Source organism: Slackia heliotrinireducens DSM 20476, assembly GCF_000023885.1.
Classification (GTDB): Bacteria; Actinomycetota; Coriobacteriia; order Coriobacteriales; family Eggerthellaceae; genus Slackia; species Slackia heliotrinireducens.
The window spans coordinates 1,222,025-1,247,044 of record NC_013165.1 but is presented as its reverse complement, the minus strand read 5'-3'; the positions used below and the strand labels follow the sequence as shown (position 1 = coordinate 1,247,044).

The 25,020-nt window shown below is 60.2% G+C and carries 23 protein-coding genes; 3 read left to right on the top strand and 20 right to left on the bottom strand.

Annotated elements, in window-relative coordinates; genetic code table 11:
- Positions 1-404: 404 nt before the first annotated feature.
- From SHEL_RS05340 to SHEL_RS05320, 5 genes are all read right to left on the bottom strand, one after another.
- Positions 405-1,367 carry an RluA family pseudouridine synthase gene (locus tag SHEL_RS05340; protein WP_012798228.1) on the bottom strand — a complete coding sequence of 321 codons (963 nt, stop codon included), beginning with the start codon at positions 1,365-1,367 and terminating at the stop codon, positions 405-407.
- Entirely contained in the window at positions 1,367-1,972 is a 606-nt protein-coding gene (gene lspA / locus SHEL_RS05335) for a signal peptidase II (protein WP_012798227.1), read from the bottom strand. Before lspA ends, SHEL_RS05340 begins: the two co-directional genes overlap by 1 nt.
- Before the next feature lie 21 nt (positions 1,973-1,993).
- The gene (ileS, locus tag SHEL_RS05330; RefSeq protein WP_012798226.1) at positions 1,994-4,852 is read right to left on the bottom strand and encodes an isoleucine--tRNA ligase; all 2,859 of its coding nucleotides are present in this window, start codon (positions 4,850-4,852) and stop codon (positions 1,994-1,996) included.
- Between the two features lie 150 nt (positions 4,853-5,002).
- Positions 5,003-5,887, bottom strand: a complete 885-nt coding sequence (locus SHEL_RS05325) for a methionyl aminopeptidase (RefSeq protein ID WP_012798225.1) — start codon at positions 5,885-5,887, stop codon at positions 5,003-5,005.
- Between the two features lie 119 nt (positions 5,888-6,006).
- Positions 6,007-6,492 carry a PaaI family thioesterase gene (locus tag SHEL_RS05320; RefSeq protein WP_012798224.1) on the bottom strand — a complete coding sequence of 162 codons (486 nt, stop codon included), beginning with the start codon at positions 6,490-6,492 and terminating at the stop codon, positions 6,007-6,009.
- Between the two features lie 300 nt (positions 6,493-6,792).
- Here SHEL_RS05320 and SHEL_RS05315 point away from each other — a divergent pair, with 300 nt between their 5' ends.
- Both SHEL_RS05315 and SHEL_RS05310 read left to right on the top strand, forming a co-directional pair.
- Positions 6,793-8,010 carry an IS110 family RNA-guided transposase gene (locus SHEL_RS05315; RefSeq protein ID WP_012798223.1) on the top strand — a complete coding sequence of 406 codons (1,218 nt, stop codon included), beginning with the start codon at positions 6,793-6,795 and terminating at the stop codon, positions 8,008-8,010.
- Between the two features lie 291 nt (positions 8,011-8,301).
- Entirely contained in the window at positions 8,302-9,177 is an 876-nt protein-coding gene (locus tag SHEL_RS05310) for a DegV family protein (RefSeq protein WP_012798222.1), read from the top strand.
- 225 nt (positions 9,178-9,402) lie between these two features.
- Here the strand turns inward: SHEL_RS05310 and dut are convergent, their stop codons facing one another.
- The 3 genes from dut to SHEL_RS05295 form a co-directional block, all read right to left on the bottom strand.
- Positions 9,403-9,849, bottom strand: a complete 447-nt coding sequence (dut, locus tag SHEL_RS05305) for a dUTP diphosphatase (RefSeq protein WP_012798221.1) — start codon at positions 9,847-9,849, stop codon at positions 9,403-9,405.
- 2 nt (positions 9,850-9,851) lie between these two features.
- A complete protein-coding gene (gene nrdR, locus SHEL_RS05300; protein WP_012798220.1) occupies positions 9,852-10,301 on the bottom strand; it encodes a transcriptional regulator NrdR in 450 nt (149 codons plus the stop codon).
- A 332-nt stretch (positions 10,302-10,633) separates the two neighbouring features.
- Entirely contained in the window at positions 10,634-10,921 is a 288-nt protein-coding gene (locus tag SHEL_RS05295) for a hypothetical protein (protein WP_012798219.1), read from the bottom strand.
- Positions 10,922-11,030: 109 nt separating this feature from the next.
- On the opposite strand from SHEL_RS05295, the gene lexA reads away from it, so the two are divergent.
- Positions 11,031-11,723 (top strand): transcriptional repressor LexA, encoded by a 693-nt coding sequence (gene lexA, locus SHEL_RS05290; protein WP_012798218.1) that lies wholly within the window; start codon positions 11,031-11,033, stop codon positions 11,721-11,723.
- A 77-nt stretch (positions 11,724-11,800) separates the two neighbouring features.
- Here the strand turns inward: lexA and hflX are convergent, their stop codons facing one another.
- The 12 genes from hflX to SHEL_RS05230 form a co-directional block, all read right to left on the bottom strand.
- Positions 11,801-13,102, bottom strand: coding sequence for a GTPase HflX (gene hflX / locus SHEL_RS05285; RefSeq protein WP_012798217.1), 1,302 nt, complete (start codon positions 13,100-13,102; stop codon positions 11,801-11,803).
- Positions 13,074-14,051 (bottom strand): tRNA (adenosine(37)-N6)-dimethylallyltransferase MiaA, encoded by a 978-nt coding sequence (gene miaA, locus SHEL_RS05280; protein ID WP_012798216.1) that lies wholly within the window; start codon positions 14,049-14,051, stop codon positions 13,074-13,076. The genes hflX and miaA overlap by 29 nt, the downstream gene beginning before the upstream one ends.
- Before the next feature lie 7 nt (positions 14,052-14,058).
- Positions 14,059-15,414 (bottom strand): tRNA (N6-isopentenyl adenosine(37)-C2)-methylthiotransferase MiaB, encoded by a 1,356-nt coding sequence (gene miaB, locus SHEL_RS05275; protein WP_012798215.1) that lies wholly within the window; start codon positions 15,412-15,414, stop codon positions 14,059-14,061.
- A gap of 46 nt (positions 15,415-15,460) precedes the next feature.
- The gene (locus tag SHEL_RS05270) at positions 15,461-15,790 is read right to left on the bottom strand and encodes a stage V sporulation protein S (RefSeq protein WP_012798214.1); all 330 of its coding nucleotides are present in this window, start codon (positions 15,788-15,790) and stop codon (positions 15,461-15,463) included.
- 119 nt (positions 15,791-15,909) lie between these two features.
- Positions 15,910-16,992 (bottom strand): ATP-binding protein, encoded by a 1,083-nt coding sequence (locus SHEL_RS05265; RefSeq protein ID WP_012798213.1) that lies wholly within the window; start codon positions 16,990-16,992, stop codon positions 15,910-15,912.
- A gap of 15 nt (positions 16,993-17,007) precedes the next feature.
- Positions 17,008-18,549: a ribonuclease Y gene (rny, locus tag SHEL_RS05260; RefSeq protein ID WP_012798212.1), complete on the bottom strand. Its 1,542-nt coding sequence runs from the start codon at positions 18,547-18,549 to the stop codon at positions 17,008-17,010.
- 207 nt (positions 18,550-18,756) lie between these two features.
- Positions 18,757-19,290 carry a regulatory protein RecX gene (locus tag SHEL_RS05255; protein ID WP_012798211.1) on the bottom strand — a complete coding sequence of 178 codons (534 nt, stop codon included), beginning with the start codon at positions 19,288-19,290 and terminating at the stop codon, positions 18,757-18,759.
- An 18-nt stretch (positions 19,291-19,308) separates the two neighbouring features.
- On the bottom strand, positions 19,309-20,394 hold the full coding sequence (recA, locus tag SHEL_RS05250) for a recombinase RecA (RefSeq protein WP_012798210.1): 1,086 nt from the start codon (positions 20,392-20,394) through the stop codon (positions 19,309-19,311).
- Positions 20,395-20,625: 231 nt separating this feature from the next.
- A complete protein-coding gene (pgsA, locus tag SHEL_RS05245) occupies positions 20,626-21,741 on the bottom strand; it encodes a CDP-diacylglycerol--glycerol-3-phosphate 3-phosphatidyltransferase (protein WP_012798209.1) in 1,116 nt (371 codons plus the stop codon).
- Complete coding sequence (rimO, locus tag SHEL_RS05240) at positions 21,734-23,074, bottom strand: 30S ribosomal protein S12 methylthiotransferase RimO (protein ID WP_012798208.1); 1,341 nt, start codon at positions 23,072-23,074, stop codon at positions 21,734-21,736. Before rimO ends, pgsA begins: the two co-directional genes overlap by 8 nt.
- Before the next feature lie 9 nt (positions 23,075-23,083).
- Entirely contained in the window at positions 23,084-23,581 is a 498-nt protein-coding gene (locus tag SHEL_RS05235) for a YajQ family cyclic di-GMP-binding protein (protein WP_012798207.1), read from the bottom strand.
- Between the two features lie 28 nt (positions 23,582-23,609).
- Complete coding sequence (locus tag SHEL_RS05230) at positions 23,610-25,019, bottom strand: helix-turn-helix domain-containing protein (protein ID WP_012798206.1); 1,410 nt, start codon at positions 25,017-25,019, stop codon at positions 23,610-23,612.
- Position 25,020: the final 1 nt, after the last annotated feature.

Below are 25,020 nucleotides of genomic sequence, written 5' to 3'. Positions count from 1 at the left end.
TATTCAGGAGTATAGTTTCCAAGAACAAACTTTGCAGGAGCCCTTGCATGTCGGTTGTGAGGCCGAATCAGGAGTCGAGCCCTCTCCCGAAAGCCGAATCTGCACGACACGACTGCTCCTCAAACCCAATTCCCCGATTTGCGCCAAGAGAATCAACTAGTGTACGATTTGGAAAGCCATCGAAGGCTTCCACTCGAGAACCAAGGAAAAGCGACTCGCATATACCCAGTTCAGAGCGGTGTGCATATTTCGGGTCCGAAATGCTCGCCCTTACGGTCGTACACTAGTTGATTTTCTTGGCGGAAAGGGCCCCTTTTCGCGAAAGTTGCGAACCTGAGGGCTATGTGCTCGTGTTGCGAAGCGAGTGTCGAGCGATCCAGCGAATCCCATGGACCGAAGATGGCCTATCCGCGGGCCTCGAGCTCGTCGATGACGCGCTGCAGATCGGCGGGCAGGGTGTCTTCGAACTGCAGACGCTCCCCTGTCGTCGGATGGGTGAAGGCCAGCTTGTAGGAATGCAGGAACTGGCGGTCGAGCCCCAGGTTGTCGTGCTTGGCCCAGCCGTACACAGGGTCGCCCACGCAGGGGTGCTTGATGTATTCCATATGCACGCGGATCTGATGCGTGCGCCCCGTGAAAAGCTTGCAGTCGATAAGAGTGTAGCCGTCGTCGTTTCTTCCGGCTTCGAACCGCTTGACCACGGAAAACGAGGTCATGGCGTCGCGGGCGTTGTCCCGGTCGGAGACGCACATGCGCAGCCGGTCGCGGTCGCTGCGGCCGATGGGCGCGTCCACCAAACCCGTTTCGAGGGGAATCCAGCCATGCACCAGCGCGAGGTAATGGCGGTCCACGTCGCGGTCGGCGATGTCCTCCATAAGCTTCTGGCCGGCTTCGTTGGTCTTGGCCGCCAGCATGAGTCCGCTGGTATCCCGGTCCAGACGGTGCACGATGCCCAAGCGGTCCTGCTCGCCCTGCACGTTGCACAGGTTCTCGCGACCGCAGTGGTGGATCAGCGCGTTGACCAGCGTGTCCTGTTGCGGATGCCCGTCGGCAGGATGGGTTACCAGACCGGCCTGCTTGGAGATGACCAGCACCTGGTCGTCTTCGTAACGGACGTCCAGCGGAATGTCGGCGGATTCCAAGTCGAACACCCGCGGATCGATGAACACCTGGTACTCCACCACGTCGCCGGCTTTGACCGTGGCGCTTTTGCGGGCCGCCACGCCGTTGATGGACACCTCCCCCGCCGCCACGCGTTTAGCTGCGGCGGAACGGGTAGTATAGGCGCCCTCCTTGGCGAGGAACGCGTCCAGGCGCATGCCGTCGCCGGTTTCGTCTACGTAGAGGTATTCGGTCTGAACGTCCACTATGCCTGGTCTCCTTCGGATGCGTCGGACGTTTCAGGAGCATCGGCGACTTCGACCGTGTCGGCGTCTTCGGCTCCGTCGGCGCTTTCAGCCTCGGCGGCGCCGGAATTGCGCTCCAGCACCAGATACGCGATGACCAGCAGTGCGAATCCGCAGGTCACACCGATGTCGGCAACGTTGAACACCGGGAAATCCATGAACGTGAAATCTAGGAAATCTATGACGTAGCCTTGCATGAAGCGGTCGATGCAGTTTCCCAAACCGCCGCTGAACACCAGCGAAAGAGCCAGCGTCTCCACCAGAGTGGCGGGACGCCCCATGGCTTTGTCCCACATGAGCCACGCAGCAACGACCAGGGCGCAGACCACCAGCGACAGACAACCCAGCGCGAAGGTGGAATCGGAGAAAATTCCCCAGGCGGCGCCTGTGTTGTGGATCAGTCGGAATCGCACGACCAGATAATCGTGCACAGACGTCTGCCCCAGCTCGTAGGCGTTCTCGAAATAGATTTTCGTCAGACGGTCCAGAACAAGCCAAAGGACGGCGACGCCCGCGAAGACGCCGCCGTGTTTCAACGAACCGTTGTGTTGAGGCTTTTGTGCCATATACGACCTTTTGCAGCTCCCCTACTCGCCGAGCGCGTCAAGCACGTCGCCGCAACGAGCGCAGACGTCCGGATGGTTGGGATTGCCGCCCAGCTTGCGATGGTTCCAGCAGCGCGGGCACTTCTCCTTGTCGGTCTTGGCTACGGCGGCGGTCAATTCCTCATCCGCAGGCTCCATCACGATGACGTCGGACACGATGAAGAGCTCTTCCAGGTCGGCGGAGGAGAAGCTGTTCAGGACCTCGATCACATCCTCGGGCGCGGTGATGGTCAGCACGGCCTCCTGGCTCTTGTTCAGATCGCCTGCGTTGCGGGCGTCCTCCAGGGCCTTGGTGACCACGTCGCGCACCTCCAGCAACGTGTTGAAGCGGGCCATGAAGGCTTCCGCCTCCTCACCCTGAGGAATGGCGGGCACGAAGTCGTCGACGGTGGGCCAACCGGCCAGCTGCACGCTGATAGGACGGCCTTCGCGGTTGCGGGCGGCCTCGGGATAGTGCTCCCACACCTCGTCGCATGTGAACGACAGGATGGGGCTCATGACGCGAACCAGCACCTCGAGGATGTTCATGAGCACCGTCTGGGCGCTTCGGCGGGCAAGAGAGCCCGGAGCCTCGGAGTACAGACGGTCCTTCGCCACATCCATGTAAATGGCGGACAGGTCGGTGATGACGTAGTCGTACAGAACGCGGAACACCTGATGGAAGCGGTACTCGTCGTAGCCGCGCTCCACCTCGGCGAGGACTTCGGCCAAACGAAGCATGGCCCACACGTCGATGGGCTTCATGTCTTCCAGGGCCACCGCGTCGCGCATGTCGTCGAAGTCGCTCAGGTTGCCCAGCAGGAAGCGGAAGGAGTTGCGGAAGCGACGGTATGCGTCGGAGGTACGCTTCAGGATGGTGTCGCCGATGGACACGTCCACGGAGTAGTCGGTGGATGCGACCCACAAGCGCAGAACGTCGGCGCCGTAAGCGTCGGCTACCTGCTTGGGATCGATGCCGTTGCCCTTGGACTTGGACATCTTCTCACCGTTCTCGTCCACGGTGAAGCCGCAGCACACGACGGATTTGTACGGGGACTGGCCGAAGGCACCGGTGCCCAGAAGCAGCGAGCTCTGGAACCAGCCGCGATGCTGGTCGGAACCTTCGAGATACATATCCGCAGGCCAACGCAGGTGGTCGGCCTCGGCGCGATGCTGCAGCACGCCCACATGGGAGACGCCGGATTCCCACCACACGTCCAGAATGTCCTTCTCAGGCTGGATGTTGCGGCTGCCGCACTTCGGGCAGCAGGTGGTCTCGGGCAGGTACTCCACGGGTTCCTTAGTGAACCAGGCGTCCGCACCCTCGTTGTTGAACAGGTCGATGACCGCGTCGAAGGTGGCCTCGTCGGCGATGGTCTCGCCACAATCGCCGCACTTGAACACGGGAATGGGCACGCCCCAGCTGCGCTGGCGGGAGATGCACCAGTCAGGCCGGTCGGTGACCATGGCGCCGATGCGGTTCACGCCCCACTCGGGGTAGAAGTCCACATGGTTGTAAATCTGGTCCAGGGCCTTCTCGCGCAGGCCGGTCTCGTCCATGGACACGAACCACTGGTTGGTGGCGCGGAAGATGACCGGACGGTGGCAGCGCCAGCAGTGCGGATAGCTGTGGTTGATGTCCTCGTGCAGGATGAGCATGCCGCGCTCGTCGAGCCACTCGATGATCTTCGGGTTGGCTTCGTTGACCTCCATGCCGCTGAAGGGTCCGCCGAATCCGATGGTGTCGCCCACGTAGAAGCAGCCGTTGTCGTCGACGGGCATGATGACGGGCACGTCGAACTTCATGCCGGCCTTGTAGTCGTCGACGCCGTGACCGGGAGCGGAGTGCACGATGCCCGTGCCGTCGTCCAGCGTGACGTAGTCGGCGTAGATGAACAGGCCCTCTTCGCCCTGGTCGCCGAAGATGGGCTGCTTGTAGCGGTTATAGGCCAGCTGGGTGCCGGTGCGGGCCCACAGCTCGCCGTTGTCGCCGTTGACCAGCACGAAGTCCCAGCCGAACTTGGCGCAGCACTTCTCGGCGAGGGCGCGTGCGAAGATGACCGCGCGGCCGTTGCGCTCGACGGCCACATACTCGGCATCGGGATGCAGGATGACCGCGTCGTCGGCAGGCAGGGTCCAAGGCGTGGTGGTCCAGATGGCCACGTCCACCTTGCCTTCCCAACCTTCGAGGCCTTCAGGCACGGTGGTGAGCTCGAAGGTCACGAAGATGGCGGGGCTTACCTCGTCGCCGTATTCGATTTCGGCTTCGGCAAGTGCGGTATGGCAATGGCTGCACCAGTGGATGGGCTTGCGGCCGCGGTACACGGCGCCGTCCAGGTACAGCTTCTTGAACACCTCGACGTTGGCCGACTCGAAAGTGGGCATGAAGGTGAGGTACGGATTGAACCAGTCGGCGTTGACACCCAGGCGCATGAAGCCGTCGCGCTGCACGTCGACGAACTTCTCGGCCCATTCGTGGCAGAGGCGGCGGATGGTGGCCTGAGGCAGCTGGTTCATCTTCTCGGTGCCGAGCTTCTTTTCCACCTCATGCTCGATGGGCTGGCCGTGGCAGTCCCAACCGGGGATGTACGGGGTGAAATAGCCGCGCTGGGCATGGGACTTCACGACGAAGTCCTTCAGAATCTTGTTGAAGGCGTGGCCGATGTGGATCGGGCCGTTGGCGTACGGAGGGCCGTCATGCAGGATGAAGGGCTCGCCGTCCTTGTTCTTCTCCAGGACCTTATGGTAAATGTCCTGTTCAGACCACTTCTTCAGGCGCTTCGGCTCGTTCTCCGGCAAGTTCGCCTTCATGGAGAAGTCAGTCTTCGGCAGGTTCATTGTGTGCTTGTAATCGTTTCCCATCGTGTACTCCGACCTTTCAGCTTGGACAAATAATTACACAAGTTTCGTTATTATAGAGAACTTCTTTGTCGCTGTGACCGTCAATCGGGCCATAAAGAAAAACGCACAGACCAAAAGGCCTGTGCGCAGGGTTTAAAAACGAAGCGGATGCTACCAGGAAAGCAGCTCGCAGCCGGTTTCGGTGACGACCAGCTGAACCTCCCACTGGGCGGTGGGCTTGCCGTCCTTGGTGCGGACGGTCCAGCCGTTGGGGTCGGACATGTCGATGGGCTGGGCACCCAGGTTGACCATGGGCTCGATGGTGAAGCACATGCCCGGCGCCAGGATGATGCCCGTGTTGGCGGGTTCGACGAAGCTGACGAAGGGGTCCTCGTGGAACTCCAGGCCGATGCCATGGCCGCCGAACTCGCGGACCACCGTGAAGCCCGCGTCGGTGGCCACTTTGTTGACGGCCGCGGACACGTCGCCCAGCTGGCACCACGGCTTGACCGCGGCAATGCCCGCCTCGACAGATGCCTTCGTGACCTCGACCAGGCGCTTGACCTCGGGGTCAACCTCGCCGATCATGAACATGCGGGACGAATCCGAAAAGTATCCGTCCTTGATGGTTGAGCAGTCGACGTTGATGATGTCGCCGTCTTTAAGGACTTCGTCGGGACTGGGGATACCGTGGCAGACCACCTCGTTGACCGAGGTGCAGACGCTCTTGGGATAGCCTTCGTAGTTGAGGGGCGCGGGGATTGCGCCGTGTTCCACCGTGTAGTTGTAGACCCACTGGTCGATCTCTTCGGTGGTGATGCCGGCGCGAATGTGCTCCGCCACGTAATCCAGCACGCCGATGTTCACTTCGGCGCTGCGCTTGATGCCTTCGATGACCTCGGGGGTCTTCAGCATATCGCGGGACGGCACCTCGAAGCCCTCGTCGTAGAGGCGCTGCAGGCGCTCATCGTTGTTCAGATGACATTTCTTGTATTTCTTACCGCTTCCGCACCAGCATTTATCGTTGCGGTCGGGCGTAGGCAGACCGTCGTACATGTACGCATCCTTTCTCTTTTTTTCGTTCGTGGAAACATTAGTCTCGAAAGGCGTGCGATGCAATGGAATCCACGGGATTAATTAGTAAAAGTTGCGTCGTGGTAACTTACAACAAAAGGTTAATCTAGGAACTTCGGGGGCATGGGCGGACGACCCGATTCGACGACGCAGTCCTCCATGATCTGCACACCGGGAATGATCATCAGGTTCGAAGATCCGCTGGCCAGAAGCCTCCCCTCCTCGTCACGAACGACGCATTCCGACATGTCTACCTTGGTGCCTACTTTGATGACGTTGCCCTCCGCGATGATCTTGCCTGTTTTGAAAGGCTTCGCGTAGGTCACGTTCACATCCAGCGTGATGGTGCCCACATCCTCGGTATGCAGCAGGAACGTGGCGTAACCCGTGGCGGTATCGACCAGCGAGGAGTAATAGCCGCCGTGCAGGCCGCCCGTGGGATTGAGGAACCGCCCGTCAGGCTCCGCCACCACTCGGGCGTAGCCAGGACGCATCTCCTCCACTTTGAAGTTGTGCTCCATGGCGAACGGACTCGCATTTATGAACTCCATCAGGCGTTCGACATATTCAGGATTGACGTCGCGCATGACAGCTCCTCGTATATTCTTTCTGCCACTTTTTCTCTGGGCGTGGCACCCGCCACTTCCAACGCAGTGGCCGCGTTCTTTACCTTCGTCAGCGAATATGGGATAAAGGACGCGCAATGGGCGGAGGGCGCACCATCAGGTCCTGGGGATCAGCCTCGCGAGAAAGGATTGCGCCTCCGGCCCGCGACAGGACGCGAATAAGGCTGGATGGCTTCGGTGCCGCATATCCAACGAGGCTGCGTGTCGCGGATCCCGAAGGAGGACCTTCGCCCGACGACGGCGCGACGGAAAGGGGCAGCCTTGCAGTACATCGGGATCGACATAGCCAAGCACGCGCACGTGGCGGCCGCCAGGCTCGAGGACGGCACGCCGCACGGGAGGGCCTTCGGGTTCGCCAACGACGAGGGCGGCTTCGAGTCCCTGCTCGGGAGGTTCCGCGAGCTCGGCGCAGACCAGGGCAACTGCCTGGTCGTCATGGAGTCGACGGGGCACTACTGGATGGCGCTCTGGTCGTTCCTGGACGACCGCGGCTTCGACGTCGCGGTGGTCAACCCGGTCCAAACCGACGCGTTCCGCAGGGCCGACACGGTCCGCAAGACCAAGACCGACCTGGTGGACGCGTTCCTCATCGCCGAGTACGCCCGCTTCAAGCGGCTCGGCCCCTCGCGCGTGTCGCCCGAGGCCGCCGACGGGCTCAAGCAGCTGACGCGCTACCGGGCGCACCTGGTCAAGGAGCGCACCGCGCTCAAGAACCGCTCGACCGCGGTGGCCGACAGGATCTTCCCCGAGCTGGAGCGCCTGTTCAGCGACAGGCACTCGGCGACGAGCAGGGCGATCCTCCGCGACTACGGCACGCCTGCCAAAGTGGCCGCCACCGATATCCGCACGCTCACGAAGACCGTCGCGAAGGCGAGCCGCGGCAGGCTCGGGCGCGCCAAGGCCGAGGAGGTCAAGGCCGCCGCGAAGTCATCCGTCGGCTCGGCGTACGCCGCCGACGCGCTGGCCTTCGAGCTCTCGCACGCGCTGGAGCTGGTGGACCACCTCGACTCCGAGATAGCCAGGCTCGACGAGAAGATCGGCGAGCTGCTCGACGCCGAGACCGGGGAGCTGCTGGAGTCGATACCGGGCGTCGGCCCGGTCAACTCCGCCGTCATAGCCGCCGAGATCGGCGACCCGGACCGCTTCGACGACCCCAAGAAGCTCGTTGCCTACGCCGGGATAGACGCGTCGAAGCACCAGTCGGGAAAGTTCGACGGCGACGGGCAGCACATGTCGAAGCGCGGCTCGTCGTACCTGCGCTGCGCGCTGATGACGGCGGCCGACAAGGCGCGCATCCACGACCCGTACTTCGGCGACTACTACGACTCGCTCAGGGCCCGGGGGAAGCACCACTACGTCGCGGTGTCCGCCGTGGCCCGGAAGCTGTGCGGGGTGATCCTCGCCGTGCTGCGGGAGCGGCGTCCGTACGAGCCGAGGCCGTCGGTCCAATCGCAGCGGGAGCGGCTCGGGGAAGACTGAGTTTCTCGACGAGACCCCGAATTCACATGGGCCCGCTTTCGGCCGGCCCCGCGTCGTCATGCCGCGAGACGCGAGAACGCGCATTCTTTATCCCATATTCACCTGTCAAAGTCCTATCTAACAAAGCCCAAGAAAACCCCTTGACTTTATTTAGCTGGTCTTTCTTTTCATATAAGCAGGCATTGTATCCTAAGCCTGGATTAGGTAACGATTAGTGGCTGAAAATATGGAATTGGTCCGTTCCTAAACAAGAGAGATATACTGTTCCACGAATAAACCGAAGGAGCCCCTATGCCTTACACCATTGTTACCGATTCCAGCTGCAACCTGACGGAAGCAACCATCGACGAGTGCGAGCTGGAAATCCTGCCGCTGATCTTCTTTGTGGACGGCGAACAGTATCAAAGCTATCTCAAGGGCGAGAAAACCGACCTGAAGCAGTTCTACACCATGATGCGCGACGGCAAGGTGGTCACCACCTCGCTCCCCATTCTGACGGAATCCGAAAAAGTGTTCCGTGGCATTTTAGATGCAGGAAACGACGTGCTGTACCTGGGTTTCTCCAGCGGACTGTCGGGCACGTACGAAGCCACCGATCTGCTGCTGAAAGAGCTGTCGAAAAGCTACCCCGACCGCACGATCCTTTCCGTGGACACGCTTGCCGCGTCCGGCGGCCAAGGACTTCTGGTGTGGTACGCCGCCCAAAAGAAGAAGGAAGGCGCCACCATCGAAGAGGTGCGCGACTGGGTCGAGGTCAACAAGTCCAAGCTGGCCCACTGGTTCACTGTCGACGACCTCATGTTCCTGTTCCGCGGCGGACGTGTAAGCCGTTCGAGCGCCTGGGCAGGCACGTTGCTCAACATCAAGCCGGTCCTGCATGTGGATGACGAGGGACACCTTATCCCCATGGAGAAGGTGCGCGGCCGCAAGAAATCCATCCAGGGACTGCTCAACCACATGAAGCAGACCGCCGACGAGCCCGTCAGCGAGCAGACCGTGTTCATCACCCATGGCGACTGCCTGGAGGATGCCGAGTATCTGGCCGACCTCATCCGTAAGGAATTCGGCACCAAGGACATCCGCATCAACTACGTGGACCCCGTGATCGGCGCCCATTCCGGCCCGGGCACATTGGCGTTGTTCTTCCTGGCATCCAGCAAGAACTAGCCGATTCCGACTTGAAGAACCCGAAGGCCTGGCACCGCGCCAGGCCTTTTTCATGCCCTGAAACGTCGTTGGAACCCCTGCCCCGTTCAGGAAACAGTTTTCACCCTTCTATCCTGAGCCAACGCCAGAAGCTCGCCTTCGGCTGCACGCCCGAATGAGCATGCTAGCCAGACGGCTGCCAAGCATTCACGGTTGCTGTTTCGTTAGGCGGTTGCGAGGCAAAACCTATTCGATGCCGCTGGAGCCGAACCCGCCTGCACCGCGATCGGTAGCATCGAGTTCGTCCACTGGCTGCCAGTCCACGTTTTCGACCTTGGCGATAACCAGCTGGGCGATGCGGTCGCCCACGTTGATTTCGAAATCCTCTTTCGAATCCAAGTTGATGAGGATGACCTTGAGTTCTCCGCGATAGTGGCTATCGATAAGGCCTGGGGCATTGACGACGGAGATGCCGTGCTTAATGGCGAGCCCGCTGCGGGGCATGACCAGACCGGCATAGCCCTCGGGTATGGCCACGGCCAGGCTGGTTGCGACCAAAGCGCGCTCGAAAGGCTTAAGCACCAGGTTTTCAGTGGCACGCAGGTCTACGCCGGCATCGCCATCATAGGCGTAGGACGGCACAACCGCATCTTCGGCAAGTTTCTTAATGGGAACGCGCAGTTTCTGAGACATGTTTACTCCAGTCCTTTCAGAGCATCCTCGAATTCCTCGATGCTCTGAAAGTCCTTGTAAACGCTGGCGAAACGAATATATGCCACGTCGTCCAAACCACGCAAACGCTCAAGAACCATGTCGCCGAGCTCCTTGGAGCGGATTTCGTTCTTGCCGGTGTTGCGCAACTGAGCTTCGATGCTATCGATGATCTCGGTTTTCTTCTCATTGGGAATATTCGGGCGTTTCGCGCAGGCGATAGAGATGCCGCGGTAGAGCTTCTCGCGACTGAACACCTGGCTGGTCCCGTCGGCCTTGATGACGATAAGCGGGCTGTCTCCCAAACGTTCGTACGTCGTGAAGCGGGTTCCGCACTTCAAGCATTCACGCCGACGGCGGATGGAATTGTATTCTTCCGACGGACGAGAGTCGACGACTTTCGATTCGGGATGACCACAAGATGGGCAACGCATGCAATCCTCCATTCGGGACATAGTCACCATGACCACAAAATGTTGTGGTCATCATACCCCGTCATATCGATTATGACAACAGAATTTCCAATCTACCTGCAACGTCGCTGAATTCCCATATATAGTGAAATATGCTGCATGTTAATCGATACCCAGATATTGTTCCCCCTTTCATGCACTCCAACTCTGACGCCGCGCCATACATACAAGACCGGCCAACGAGACGAAAAACTCCGCCGATCTGAAGCGACGGAGTTTTCACGGATGTCTCGCAGCAGGAAACGCAGCAAACCGCTGGAGACGAGAATTGTCGGACTAACGGTCCTTCCCGATTAGAGAAGGATAAGGGCCAAACCAAAAGCGAACATAAGTGCGCCGAACAGCACATACTGGTGCGCTTTGGACAGGTCCAGTGGACGACCTGCGATGGAACCGTATTTCAAATCGTCGCGCATATTTGCGAAACCGGTTGCCTTGGCAGCGAATTTCAGGTCGTCAAGAAAAGATTGTGGCTGGTCAGAAACTGCGCCGCCAGGAATAACCTCCAAGACGGGACGCTTGCTGTTGTACTTGAGGGCCGAGGAGCCGTTCGTATATGTATGCATGTCCTGGCGTGTCATGTTTCTTAACTCCTTACTTGCACGAACCTTTGTTCGGGTATATAATAAAGCGAACAAAGGTTCATGTCAACAGATTTTTAATACAAATGTTCGTATTAGGAAGGCCACCATGACTGTTCGTAAAAAAGACTCCACCAAGCTCACCAAGAAGCAGACGGCTGTGCTCGATTGCATCATCGCCACCATCGAAGAAACCGGCATCGCCCCCACCGTTCGCGACATCTGCGACAGCATCGGGCTTTCGTCCCCCTCCACCGTGCATGTGCACCTGAACAATCTTGAGGAGAAGGGCTATATCCATCGCGACCCCCTGAAGTCGCGCTGCATCACCGTGCTGCGTACCTCCGACGGCGAAACCTATGGAGGCACCGCACCAAAGGGCCAACCAGCCCACAACGATTTCGTCGGTCAGGGTGAATTCTCCAACGTGGTCAACCTGCCGGTCGTCGGCAACGTCGCTGCTGGCGTGCCCATTCTTGCCGAGCAGAACATCCAGGAGACCATCCCCCTGCCCACCGAAATCGTCGGCGATTCCAGTTCGTTTTTGCTGAAGGTACGCGGTGACTCCATGATCGAAATCGGCATCAACGACGGCGACTTCGTCGTGGTGAAGGAACAGCCGAATGCCAACAACGGCGATATCGTCGTGGCCCTCGTCGAAGACGGCGCAACGGTCAAGCGCTTCTTCAAAGAGCGCGATCACATCCGCCTGCAGCCAGAAAACTCCACCATGGAACCTATCATCGTTCGCGAGAACGTCTCCATTGCAGGAAAGGTCGTTGCCGTGTTCCGCCGTCTGTAACGTACAAACGGACTGCGCATAAACAAACAACGGCTCCTTACAGGAGCCGTTTTCATATAGGAATCAGCATCGGGTTGCTATTGGACCGAATACTGGCCCAGCAGAGCTATCAGATCCCGTGGTGCTCGCAGCGTCAGACGCGTACCGTCCTCCCCGTAGCTTTCCGCAAGCACCGTGCAACGCTCGTGCACCAAAGACACCACGCTGCCTTTCGAATAGGGCACCAGCACATCCATGAGCTCCTCCTGCGCGGCGACGGCGCGGGCCAATGCGTCTATCAAACCGTCGATGCCCTCGCCGGTTTCAGCGGACACCAGAATGGCCATCGGATAGCGGGAGGCCAGGATAGCGCGGTCCCCTTCGTCCACCAGGTCGATCTTGTTGAACACGACGAGCCGCGGAATGTCCTGGGCGCCGATCTGCTCCAGCGTGTCACCTACGGCGTTCATCTGCAGGTCCCGTTCGTTCGAAGACGCGTCCACCACATGCATGATCAAATCGGCTCCGCGAATCTCATCCAGCGTGCTGTTGAACGCTTCGACCAGCGTCGTCGGCAGCTTCTGGATGAATCCGACCGTATCGGTGATGGTCACCTCGCGGCCTTCAGGCAGCACCAGCTTGCGCGTGGTGGAATCCAACGTGGCGAACAGCTTGTCATAGCTCAGCACTTCGGCATTGGTCAGACGGTTGAGCAGGCTTGATTTTCCTGCATTGGTATACCCCGCCTCTGCCACCTTGAATATACCCGAGTCGTATCGCGCGGCACGTTGGATCGTGCGCATCTGCGCAACCTGCTCCAGCTCCCGGCGAATGGACGTGATGCGCTTGCGGACCATGCGGCGGTCCACCTCGAGCTGGCTTTCGCCTTCGCCGAAGCGGGAACCTACGCCGCCGCCCATGCGGTTGCTGGCAAGATGCGCCCACATGCCGCGCAGACGCGGCAGCAGGTACTGGTTCTGAGCGAGCCTGACCTGCAGGCGGCCTTCCTTGGTGGTGGCGTGCAGGGCGAATATGTCCAGAATAAGAGCGGTGCGGTCGATGACCTTCACGTCCTTGGGCAGGACCTTCTCAAGGTTGCTCTGCTGCGAAGGCGTAAGCTCGTCGTCGAAGATGACCACGTCCGCCGAAAGGGACCGGCACATCGAGGCGATTTCCTCTGCCTTGCCCGATCCGATGAACGTGCGTGGGTTCGGCGAGTCCAAACGTTGGGAGGTGGTAGCCACAACATCGGCCCCGGCCGTATCGGTCAGACGAGCCAGTTCGTCCAAAGACGACTCCAGCGAGTACTCACTCGCATTGTCGCGATAATCGATGCCCACGAGGATAGCCCGCTCGCGGTCCTCCATCACGCTATTGGCGTCCATATCGGCAAACGACATCCGTATACCCCTTGTCTGAAAGCGTTTTAAGTATCTCGTCGGCAAGCTTCTGCGGATTAGGATCGTCCGCATCCAGCCATATGATACGCGAATCCTTACGCCACCAGCTGCGCTGCCGCTTGGCATAGCGCCTTGTGGCGGTCTTGATCTGTTCGCGGGCCTCGTCCATGGTGATTTCACCCCGAAGCGCCGCAACCACTTCCTTATAGCCTATGGCGTCCCGAGCCGTGCAGGCGCTTTCGAACCCCTGCTCGAGCAGGCCCTCCACCTCGGCGACCAATCCCGCGTCGAACATGGCGTCCACGCGGCGTTCGATGCGCTGCACCAGAAGGTCGGGCGTCACGGCCAGACCGAAGAACACCGCCGGGACGAACTGCCCGATGCTTGCCAATCCCGCATGCACCTGGGCATAGCCTTTACCGTCCAGCTCAAGCATCTCGAAAGCACGAATGACGCGCTTCACGTTGTTGGGATGGATGATGTCCGCGCTTTTCGGATCCACCTCGTGAAGCCTGTTCCACAGCGCATCGGCGCCGTTCTCGTCGTAATAGGCCTGCCACTTGTCGCGCACGGGGTTTCCCACCTGCTCGCCCGATGCGAAATCGTAATCGTCAATGGCCGCGCGCACGTAGAACCCGGTCCCGCCCGCAAGCACCGACAGCGAACCACGCGCGTCGATGTCTGCGAAGCATGCCCTGGCGTACTCCTGGAAACGGGATGCCGAATAAGCCTCGCCAGGATTGCAGATGTCGAGCCCGTGGTGGGTTACAAGCTGCTCATCAGGGGTTATCTTGCCCGTACCGATATCCATGCCGCGGTAGACCTGCATCGAATCGGCCGAAACCACTTCGCCATGCACCCGCCGGGCGAACTCTGCGGCCACGCCGGATTTGCCGGAGGCCGTAGGACCTACGACGACGATGACGGGGTATGTGAGATCAAGCGCCAAAGGCCGGCTATTCGACGACCGTGCCGGAAAGGTACCAGGTCTTCGCCTCGTCCACATGCACGGGGATGATGGTGCCCTTCAGCTGCTCGATGGTCTTGCCTTCGGGAATGGGCGCGTGCACCATGGCATTGTGGGGCGAACGGCCCGCAATGATGGAATCGTTGCGCTGCGAAACGCCCTCCACCAGCACATCCAGCGTGCGGTCGGCGAATCGTTGGTTCTGTTCGTAGGCCTTGTCCTGCACCATCTGCACCAGACGTTCGAAACGCTCCTGGATGACGGAACGAGGCGTGTCGTCTTTCATCTTGGCGGCAGGGGTGCCTTCGCGGGGCGAATAGATGAACGTGAACACTTGGGAGTAGCCCACCTTCTCCACCAGGTCGTAGGTTGCCTGGAAATCCTCCTCCGTTTCGCCAGGGAACCCGACGATGATGTCGGTGGACAGGGAGATGTCGGGGCATGCCGCACGCAGCTTGTCGATGAGCCCCAGGTAATGTTCCACCGTATAGGAACGATGCATGCGCTTGAGGATGGCGTCGGAACCCGACTGCACCGGCAGATGGAGCGCGGGCATCAGGTTGCCCAACGTGCCGAAGGCCTCGATTACCTCGTCGGTCAGGTCCTTCGGGTGGGATGTGGCGAAACGCAGACGGGGCACGCCGGTTGCGGCCACGCCTTTGAGCACGTCCGCAAAACGGGGCTCGCCGTACAGGTCACGCCCGTAGGAATTGACGTTCTGGCCCAGCAGGGTAATCTCCTGCACGCCCTCGGCAACCAGAGCTTGGGCGTCGGCCACCACGGACTCGATGGCACGGGAGCGCTCGCGGCCGCGGACATAGGGCACGATGCAATAGGTGCAGAAATTGTTGCAGCCCACGGTGATGGGCAGCCAGGCGGCCCAGTCATGCTCGCGCTTGGACGGCAAATCTGTCGAGAAGGTGTCGGACTCCTCCTGCACCTCGGCGATGTGGCCGCCGCGGGACAACACTCCGTTGATGAGGTACGGAAGACGTTCGATGTTCTGGGTGCCGAAGACCACGTCCACGTGGTGCATATCGTCGATGAGCTGCTGCCCGTCGCGCTGACCGATGCAGCCGCCGATGCACACGACGCGCTTCTTCAGTTCAGATGTGCGCGGCAACGGGACGTTCTTGATGCTGTTGACCTGGCCGCGCAACCGCACATCGGCGGCTTCGCGCACGCAGCAGGTCATGAAAATGACGATTTCCGAATCCTCGAACACGTCGGTTCGATGTGCGCCGCAGGCCTCCAGCATGCCGACGATGCGTTCGGAGTCGTGTTCGTTCATCTGGCAGCCGTACGTGAACACGTAGAACGAACGGCCTGTTAAGAATTGATTCATCATATCCTCTGGACAAGGGAGACGGAAACGGCCGAGATAAGCGTACCTAGCCTTCGAAGCCTTCGTCGCCCAAATGCTCGACCTGCTTACGCGGTTCCACGTCGAATCGGATGGCCGTGCGATACTCGCCATCGATGACGATGTCCGCAAAAGACGGGACGCACACGATTTCGATGCCGACCGGAGAGAGGAACCCACGCGAAATGGCGATAGCCTTGACGGCCTGGTTCACAGCGCCGGCGCCGACAGATTGCAGTTCAACCGCGACACCGTCTTTGATCATGCCAGCGATGGCACCGGCGACGGAAGCCGGCGACGACTTGGATGATACTTTAAGGCAGCCTACCGAAGGCTTTTCTGAGATGCTTTCAGGCATGTGGGTCGATCCTTGTTGCATTTGAGCTCTGTTATTTAGTGCATATTCTGTTTAGCCTTGTGATTGTACCCGAACCATTCGCAAATTCGCAATGCATTCAGGCAATTCTCCAGTGTCCATCACATCTTACGCACGGGAAACGTCACGTGCACCCCGTCGGAATCGACGCGGATCTTCGGCTCGACGTCAGGCTCAAGATAGTAGCGTGCAGCCAGACGAGCGAAAGGCTTCTTCAGATCGTCCGAAAAATCCTGGATGTCTTCGACAGCTATCTTCAGACCGCGGAAATCCTTAAGAACGTCCTTCGCGCGGCCCTTCTTCGTGACGGGGGTCGCAACAGCCCGAGGCAGCGTGGTGAGGAACGGGTCGCATGGATCGACGTTGCGGTTGATGACGCGGTACGCGCTACGGGATGAAATGGATATGCCCAGTGTGGCAGCGAGGTCAACCAGCTCGTCGGCGTTGCGGGCCATCGCCAGCCGCTTGCTGGGCGCCACATCGTCTGCCGAATCGTCGGGCATGATGGAATATGTCCGCAACGCTTGGCGCCCGAAAGCATAAAGAGTCGCGACGATCTCCACCATGCTGCCCATGTACACCGTGCATTCTTTTCGGTTGGCCAAAGCGAACTCCGCCACCGACCGGTTGATGTTGTGGGGGCTCGCCCCCAGCACCCACTCCCCTGTCTCGGAGCGCTGCAGCTCCGGGCACGTGCTCTGGTCGGCGCGCTCGGTAAGCTTGGATGTGTCGAACACCACTCTAAACGCTGAACCGCCTCCTTCGACGGAGGATTCGACCTGAGCCAGGGTTGCGTTCTGCTTGATGGAATACAGGGCCATGCCGCGACCATGCACGCCCCAGTCGTCGAAGAGCATGCTGTCGAGTTTCGAGGTGACGCGGGGTTCGAAGATGGTGTCCCACATGTTTAAGGGCACGCCGCAGGCGTCGTCCACCATGACGACGGTGCGTTCGGCGCCTGATTTCGCAGATGCCACGAAAACCGTGCGGGCACCCGCGTCGCGTGCGTTGCGGAGCATTTCGATTACGGCATCTTCGACCGAGCGGATGTCCTGCTGGGCCTGGCGGCGTTCCGCCTCGGACACGCGAAGACGAACAAAACCGCCTCCCAGGTCGTTTTCGACCCGGAGGCGGTCCTGCGTAGATACCGAATCTATGAACTCATGCAGATTCTGATCGGCCACGTCGAACTCCGTCGTTTACTTGGCGTAGTCGATGGCGCGGCTTTCACGGATAACCACGACCTTCACCTGGCCGGGGTACTGCATTTCGTCTTCGATCTGTTTGGCGATGTCGTGCGCAAGCACCACGGAAGCGGCCTCGTCGACCTGTTCGGGAGCAACCATGACGCGGATCTCACGACCGGCCTGCATGGCATAGGTGCGCTCGACGCCGGGATGGGCGTTTGCAATCTCCTCGAACTTCTCGAGACGCTTGATGTAGCTCTCGAGGCTTTCCTTGCGGGCGCCGGGACGTGCCGCAGAAACGGCGTCGGCGGCCTGAACCAGAACGTCGATGACGCTGTTGGTTTCGATGTCGTTGTGATGCGCCTCGATGGCGTGCACGATTTCGGGACGTTCCCCAAAACGACGGGCAAGATCGCCGCCGATGAGAGCGTGGGGGCCTTCGACCTCATGGTCGATGGCTTTGCCGATGTCGTGCAGCAAACCTGCGCGCTTGGCGGGAGCAGGGTCCAGACCGAGCTCGGAAGCCATGACGCCGCACAGGTACGCGACTTCCAGCGAGTGGTTGAGGACGCTTTGGCCGTAGGAGGTGCGGTAGCGCAGACGGCCCAAGGTGCGGACCAGCTCCGGATGCAGATCATGGATGCCGCAATCGAAGGTGGCCTGCTCGCCGGCCTCCTGCACCTGTTGGTTCACCAGACGCTCAGCCTTGGAGAACATTTCCTCGATGCGGGCCGGATGGATACGGCCGTCGGCGATGAGGTTCTCCATGGTGATGCGGCCAATCTCGCGACGAACCGGGTCGAAGCACGAGATGGTGACGCACTCCGGCGTGTCGTCGATAAGCAGGTTCACGCCCGTCAGCTGCTCAAAAGAGCGAATGTTGCGGCCTTCGCGACCGATGATGCGACCCTTCAGATCATCGCTGGGGATGTGGATGGTCTTGACCGTGGTTTCAGCCGTGTGGTCGGCAGCGACACGCTGGATGGCCAGACTCAGGATCTCGCGGGCATTGCGGTCGGCCTCGGCCTTGGTGCGCTGCTCGGCATCGCGGATGATGGCGGCGCTTTCATGGGTGACCTCGTCGCGCAGGGAGTCGAGAAGCTCTTCCTTGGCTTCCTGCGGAGACATGCCGGCAACCTCCTCCAGGCGGACGTTGACCTCTTCCATAGCCTTGGCGACGTCGCGTTCGCGGCGTTCAACTTGACCCTGCATAGAGGACAGCTGATGCTCACGGGCATCCAGGCTCTCCACGCGGCGGTCGAGGGATTCCTCACGCTGGTTGATGCGGTTCTCGGCAGCGCGCACTTCGCGCATGCGCTCCTTGTTTTCGGCCTGGGCCTCCTGCTTCATTTTCAGAACTTCATCCTTGGCTTCGACGACTGCCTCGCGGCGCAGCGTGTCGGCCTGTCGTTCCGCATCGTCGATCAGGCGTTTGGCCTCATCGGCAGCGCGACGGGTGGAAGAGTTTGCCATGTTGCGGGAGACGATCAAACCGATAGCCACACCGGCGGCGATGCCGACGATGAGCACGAGGATAACGATAACGTAGTCCATCGGTTATTCCCTTTCGTTAACGTATACATAACAGCCATGCCATGCAGGACATCCGCATGGCACTCCATGAGCGCATCGCGCCTGAAAGGGGCATCGAAAAAGATATTCAGATGTTGAAAATCAATATCGTAATAGCGCCGGGCATCCGACGCGAACACTCAAGCTCATTAATAATACACCTAAATGCGTCGAAACAGGCGCCAATCACTAAAAATCAAACCGTTGTGCAACAAAAGCACGCGATGCCGATTCGGCCACTGACGAGCTGTACCCATTGACGTACAGCTTACGGTATGCAGCCGCCCTGGGATTCTTCGAACGGGTGGGCTTTCTCTCCAGCAAAGCCATGGCACGGTCAAATTCTGTGGGACCTCCCTCAGGAAAATACCGCTCCGGCCAATCGGGCACATCCCCGACGCAGATGTTTTGCTTCGCGAGCTCATGCTCGATGCCCTTGCGACCCTTCCCCTGCGTGATCCTGGTGCGGATGAGCACATCGGCGAAACGCAGGTCGTCCAGAAGACCGCATCTGACAGCCCGGCGTATGGCGTCATCGGCCACATCCGGACTGCAGTCGTTCTTCAGGAGCCGATTGCGGACCTCTTTCTGGGATCGGTCGCGCACATTAAGCCACCGTACGATTTTGTCGAATGCCTGCTGCTGCTCATCCGAAGGAGGAGCATCGATGGCTCGATGCTCCATACCGGACTCGACCAGCGACGCAATGTCGATTTGAACCATCGGTCGCACCCGCCCAGGCTATTCCAAGCCGCCAGCGTTCTCTTCGGCCACATCAACGGTCACCGATTGGCCGGGCATCGGAATGTCGAAGTATTCCCGCACCTTGGCTTCGATCTCGTCGCGCAGGTCGGGATTGGTGCGCAGCATCTCCTTAGCGGCATCGCGACCCTGGCCCAGGCGCTCTTCGCCATAGGTGTACCACGAGCCGCTCTTGGTGACGACGTCCGCTTCGACGCCCATGTCGAGAATGCAGCCTTCGCGAGAAATGCCGGTTCCGTACATGAGGTCGAACTCGGCCTGACGGAACGGCGGAGCCACTTTGTTCTTGACGACCTTGGCACGCACGCGGTTGCCGCAGGGCTCGTTGCTCTTGTTCTTCAACGTTTCGATACGGCGCACGTCGATACGAACGCTGGCGAAGAACTTCAGGGCACGGCCGCCCGTAGTGGTTTCGGGATTGCCGAACATGACGCCGATCTTCTCACGCAGCTGGTTGATGAAGATGCACGTGGTATTCGATTTAGACAGCGAGCCGGCAAGCTTGCGCAATGCCTGGGACATGAGACGTGCCTGCAGGCCGACGCTTGCGTCGCCGATTTCGCCTTCGATTTCTGCACGTGGCACCAGAGCCGCGACGGAGTCGATAACGATGCAGTCGATGGCGTTGGAACGCACCAGCATGTCGCAGACCTCAAGCGCCTCTTCGCCGGTGCTCGGCTGGGCAATGAGCAACTCATCTATGTCTACGCCCAAGCGGGCCGCATAGGTTGGATCGAGGGCGTGCTCCGCATCGATGAACGCAGCGATGCCGCCTGCGGCCTGGGCCTCTGCAAGAATCTGCAGAGCCAGCGTGGTTTTGCCGCTTGCCTCGGGGCCGTAGACCTCGATGATTCGGCCACGTGGCACGCCGCCGATACCCAATGCAGCATCCAGCGAAAGCGCACCTGTGGGAATGACGCCGACCTCCAGCTTTTCGGCATCTTCGCCAAGCTTCATGATGGCACCTTTGCCGAACTTCTTATTGATCTGCTCCGTAGCGTTTTTCAACGCCACGTCCTTGTTGTCGATGTCCGAAATGTTTTTCGGTTGTGAGTTACGTGCCATGGATGCTCCTTGCCTACTGCTTTTTGGCAGATTGATTCTCGTTAGCTACATTATTACGAACATATGTTCTCAAGTCAAGAAGATGTTCAAAATGGCCATTGAAGTTTTATCCTCCGACACGACCATTTAACAGCACAAACCTTGCCAAATCGTATGTAAACTTTGCATCAAAACACGGCCAAAACCTGAACCGGTTTTGAACTGAACCTGAGCTGAGCCTGAATGCCCAGATCAGAAGGCGTTGATTTCTTCCAGCATCATGCGGAGGGCCGCATCCACCGTTTGGGAACGGACCGCATCGCGGTCGCCGTCGAAATGATGGAGCTCGGCGCGGGTGCCGCGCTTGCTGGATACGCCGATCCAGACCGTGCCCACTGGCTTGCCGGGAACTTCCCCGCCGGGTCCGGCGATGCCCGTTACGGACACCGCGACATCGACCGCAAGCTGCTTGCGCGCGCCTTCGGCCATCTGGCAGGCCGTCTGCTCGCTGACGGCGCCGTGAGTGTCGAGGGTTTCCGCCAAGACTCCCAAACGGGCCATCTTCACGTCGTTGGAATAACTGACGATGCCGCCCGCGACGCTGTCGGAAGAACCGGGGATGCTGGTCAACGTGCCGGCAATCAGGCCGCCGGTGCAGCTTTCCGCAGTGCCCACCATGACGCCCTTGGCCTTGGCGGCGCCCAGCACCTGCTCGGCGATGGTCTCCTCTTCCTCGGGAATCTGGATGCCGCCCTTAGGCTTGAAGCCGATCAGGTGGCGGGCCTTGGACAAGTAGTCAACCATGGAGATGACGGTGAGCGCCAAGGCGATCAGCATAACGACCCAGGCCAGCACGATAAGCCACACGGATGCCTGACCCTGGAAGATGGTGCTGTCCTTCACCACGAACAGCACGATGGCGATCATTTGGAATACCGTCTTGAATTTGCCCAGATAAGAAGCAGCGATGACCTCTCCGCGGGATGCGGCGATCATGCGCACGCCGGAAACGATGAGCTCGCGTGCCAGAATGATGAGCACGATCCAGCTGGGCAGCGAACCCAGCTCGACGAGCACCAGCAACGCGGCCGTGACCAGAATCTTGTCGGCAATCGGGTCGATGAACTTGCCGAAGTCGGTAACCTCGTTGCGCTTGCGGGCGAGGTAACCGTCCAGCCAGTCCGTTCCCGAAATGAGGATGAAGATGCCTGCTGCGGCCCACGGCTGCCAGGCCTGTGCCCCGCCGATGTGAAGCCACTCAGGCCAAGGGCTCAGAATGGCGACGACGAATACAGGGACCAAAAGGATACGGATGATCGTGATGACGTTCGAAGGGGTCTTTATCGTCTGAGCATTCGTTTCAGCCATGAATGATTTCGCCTTCCATATCGTATGCAAGCGTGTCCACAATTGTAACGCGGACAATTTCGCCCACTTCGCCTCCGTCGACGTATACCACGCCATCAACATCAGGCGCCTGGCACATGGCGCGTCCGAACAGCTGGCCGTCCTCTTCGGCACCCAACACCAGCACGTCCAGCTCTTTCCCGATGCGATCGGCGGTATGAACCGACCCCACCGCGTCGCACAGGTCGCGGACCTCCTGGGCCCGGGCCACCTTCAGCTCCTCTTCTACCTGGTCGGGAAGGTCGTAGGCGCGGGTGCCTTCCTCCCTCGAATACGGGAACACGCCCACGTAATCGAAGTCGGCCTCCTCCAGAAACTCCATGAGCTCGTCGAAGGCCTCCTCGGTTTCGCCTGGGAAGCCCGTGATGAGCGTGGTGCGCAGCGTGATGCCCGGCACGCGGGTTCGAATGCGTTCCAGAAGCTTCAGGAACTCAGGGGCGCTGCCCTTGCGGCGCATGGATTTCAGCAGCTCGGGATTGGCATGCTGCAGCGGCATGTCCAGGTAGTCGCAGACGTTGTCATGCGCGGCGATGGCGTCCAGCAGCTCGTCGGTTATGCCGTCGGGCTCGACGTACATGATACGGAACCACGTATCCGGGAACTCTTCGGCCAGGTTCGACAGAAGCTGCGCCGTGGTGGACTTCTCCTCGAAATCCGAGCCCCAGCAGCCCGTATCCTGGCCGATGAGGGTGATTTCCACGGAGCCTTCGGCGATGCACTGCTCCACCGAGGCGCGGATGCGCTCGTAAGGGAAGCTGTGGTAACGTCCGCGGATATAGGGAATGGAACAGAACGAGCAGAAGCGGTTGCAGCCGTCGCTGATCTTGACATAGGCCGCCGCAGGGCCGCTTTCCACGTCCACGCGGGCGAAGGGTGCGGGATTCACGCCCAGTGTACGCTGGACGACCTCGACGATGTCGTCCTCCTTGCTGCAGGGAACGAAAGCACTGGCCTCGTTCAGCTCGGATTCCAGATCGTCCCCGAAACGGGCGGGCATGCAGCCTGCGACGATGAGCTTGGACGAGCCGTCGGCGATGTTGGCGAGCCCGGCCACCTCCAAGATGACGTCGATGCTCTCCTCGATGGCGGCTTGGATGAACGAGCAGGTGTTCACGATGACGGCGTCGGCGTCTTCGGCGTCGTCGACGATCGCGAAACCCGCCGACACCAGTCGGCGCTGCATGTCGGCCGAGTCCACTTCGTTCTTGGCGCAGCCCAGGGTGATGAAGTTAACAGACGGAATACGTCCGTCCTGCTCGTTCAGCAGGACGGACGTTACATCGATATTCGACACGTATGATCCTTAGCGATAGTTGACGTACTGCAGCGGCTGACCGTAGTCCTGTCCCTTGAGGAACTGGATGACTTCCTGCAGCGCATCCCTGGAGGCGGAGCTGACGCGCAGCTTGTCGCCTTCGACCGTGGCCTTCACCTTGAGCTTGGTGTCGCGGATGTCCTTAGAGATCTTCTTCGCGGTTTCCTTGTCGATGCCCTCGACGATGTCGGCCACGACGCGCACGCTCTGGCCGGCGGCCGGCTGCGGGTCGCCCCACTTGACGGCGCCCAGGTCGATGCCGCGGCGGACAACCTTGGTTCCGATGACGTCGATGACCTGTTTAGCCACGAAATCGGCAGGTGCGGACACGGTAATCTTGCGGGCCTGCTTGTCCAGGTCGATCTTGGCGCCGGACCCCTTCAAATCGTAGCGGGTCGCAATCTCGCGACACGCCTGCTGGTATGCGTTGTCAATCTCCTGCATGTCCACGGTGGACACGACGTCGAAGCTGGATTCTTTTGCCATAGGGCTCTCCCCCTTTGTCTTCGTTTTACTATGCGACCTCTGCGGATTCGTCCGCAGACGCTTCGGCGGTCTCCTCCGCCGTGGTCTCGACGGGCTGCTCCGCCTCGCCTTCTGCGGCCTCGCCCGATTCGGCAGACTGCGCATCCGTCGTCTCGGCCGCCGCCGTGGTTATGCCGTGGGCCTCGTTCCAGGCCTTGAGCACGTCCTCGAAGCGGAAGGTGACGCCGTACACGCCGCTGCCGTAATCCTCCCAGCTCACCTGTTCGTCATCCTGCGTCACGTACACGCCGTCGGGATTGGTGGTCACGATCTGCAACGTGGTGTTCACGTTGAACGTCTGCTCGTAGGGACCCGTGAAGGTTTCCGCAGCCGTGCGGGATTCCCCGTTGGATTCGCTGTAGGTCTGACCCTCGTACACCTCGACGTAGGCGGTCTCCTCCTCAGGAATGGACAGCTTGATGACCGTTTCGGTGGGTGCGACCTCGGCGGGCTCTTCGGCCTTCTCCTCCTCGGCCGCCGCATCCTTCTCGCTGTCGGCTTCCTTGTCGTCCGACGTGCTGGTGGATGAGGAAGGCATGCCGGAGATGTTCATGGTGGTCTGGTCGTCGGTTTCCGCCGGCGCCTTGCTGGACTGGACCACCACGGCGATGACCACTACCAGCAGCAGGATGATGATGGCCGCCAGAATGAAGGGAAGCTTGCTGCGCAGGTCGAACCCGTTTTGCTGGTTGGCATACCACGTCGTGTTGGAATAAGGCTGTTCGCCCAGGTCGTTGTCGCGACGGGAACGGCGACCGTTCTGCGGCACGCGCTCCATGGTGCGGGTCAGGCTGCTTTCGGACTGCGAACGGCGGCGGGAAAGGCCGTCGCCGTACCCGTTGCAGGAGCCCACATGCACCGAGCCCAGGCCGCTGGAGGCGCCGCGGGACGTGATGGCGCTGTCCAGCGAGCGGGTCGAAGCGGAGCTTCCGGAATAGGCGCCGGCACCGGAGGATGACAGGCGTCCGCCGGTTTCGCCATAGCTCGGGAACAGGTCCTCGAAGGACTCGTTGCGGCGCACGTGCGAGGAGGAATGGGACGCGGGCGCTCCCACCCCCACTTGGTTAGACAGCTCGTGGCGCTCGCGCATGGTGCGCCCCGTGTCCATGTTGAAGCCCGAGGGACGGATGTTCGCGCGGGCCTTGTCGATCTGGTGCGCATACTGCGCGTCCAGATACATCTTAACCAGCTCCGTGGGATTCAAACCCAGGTAGCGGGCGTATGCGTTGATCATATTGCGGGAATACCCGCGGGGCGGCATGCCGTCCAGGTCGGACTCCTCGATGCGTTCGAGGATGTCCGGACGGATGCGGATACGCCGTGCAACGGTGTTCAGATCTTCACCGGAGTCTTCGCGCGCCTGGCGCAGGATGGCTCCGAACTGCGGTGCTTCAGCCACA